Source organism: Glutamicibacter sp. BSL13, from assembly GCF_052928425.1.
On record NZ_JAVGCZ010000208.1, the window covers coordinates 1 to 1,424 of the forward strand.

Sequence of the window (1,424 nt, forward strand, 5' to 3'; positions counted from 1 at the left end):
GCGCCCCGCGGCATCGCCGGCGCCGGCGCGCTGCCCGGGCAGGGCGGTCAGCTCGCGGGCCATCGCGGCGGGGGTGCCGGCGGCCAGCAGCTTGGCCACCGAGTAGGAGTAGCCGGCGCGATGCAGGGCGGCGATCACCTGGATGGCGGCGATGCTGTCCCCGCCCAGCGCGACGAAGCGCTCGCCGGGTTCCGGGTCCGCGTCCAGGTTCAGCACGCCGCGGATCGCGGCGCTGACCGCCGCCAGTTCGGCGGCGGGGGCGCCGGCGGCGTCCTGGGCCGTGGCGCCGGGCTGGCCGAAGTCCGGGGCGGGCAGGGCGCGGGTATCGAGCTTGCCGCTGCCGGTGACCGGCAGCGCCTCGAGCAGCACCACGACGGCCGGCACCATGGCGCGCGGCAGCCCGGCGGCGCAGGATTCGCGCAGCCGCGCGGCGAGCGCCGGGTCGTGCACGGCGCCCGGGTCGGCGGGCACCACCCAGACGGCGAGGCGTTCGCCCAGCCGCGGATCGGTGACCTTGGCCACCGCGGCGCGGCGCACGGTGTCCTGGGCGGTGAGGAAGGCCTCGATTTCCCCGGGTTCAATGCGCACCCCGTGCAGGGAGATCTGCGCGTCGGTGCGCCCGAGCAGCGCCAGCTGGCCGTCGGGCCGCCAGCTGGCCGCATCCCCGGTGCGGTAGAGCCGCTGTCCCGGGTCCTCGGGGTGGGCGGTGAACCGGGAGGCGGTCAGGGCCGGGCGGGCCAGGTAGCCATCGGCCAGCTGCGGCCCGGCCAGGTAGAGTTCGCCCACGGTGCCCGGCGGGACGCGACGCAGCATCGCGTCGAGCACGAGCGCGCCGGTGGCGCCGACCGGGCGCCCCACGACCGGCTCGGTGCTGCCCGACACCTCGGCGGCCAGCGCGTCCACCGTGGCCTCGGTGGGGCCGTACAGGTTGTAGACCCGGGCGCCGGTGGGCTCTGCCAGTTCGCGCATGCGGGTCCACAAGCCGGCGGGAAACCCTTCCCCGCCGGCCACGCAGATCTGCGGCAGCGTTTCCAATGCTCCGCTGGACAGCAGCGCGTTCCACAGGGTCGGGGTGAAGTCCAGGTAGCCGATGCCCTGGGCCTTGACGTAGTCGGCCAGGGCGAAGGGGTCCAAGTACTCGTCCTCGGTGAGCACGTGCAGCTCGTGCCCTGCGAACAGGGCCAGGAACGCGTCCCAGTGCGCGTCAAAGTGGAAGGCGGAGGTATGGGCCACGGCCAGGCGTTGCCCCTCCGGATAGAGTTCGCGCTGCTGGCGGGCGAAAAGCTGGGCGAGCGCCCGGTGCGGCACCGCGACGCCCTTCGGCTCTCCGGTGGAGCCGGAGGTGAAGATGATGCTGGCGGTGTCCCCTGGGCGCACCGCGCCCGGACGCGGGACGCGCGGGGTATCGGTGCCGGTCGCGCGCA

Annotated in this window: 1 protein-coding gene; it reads right to left on the minus strand. The window is 75.4% G+C overall.

Annotated elements, in window-relative coordinates; translation table 11 throughout:
• The coding region (locus tag RCJ92_RS15875; protein WP_446755119.1) for a non-ribosomal peptide synthetase at positions 1–1,424 on the minus strand (1,424 nt) is incomplete at both ends.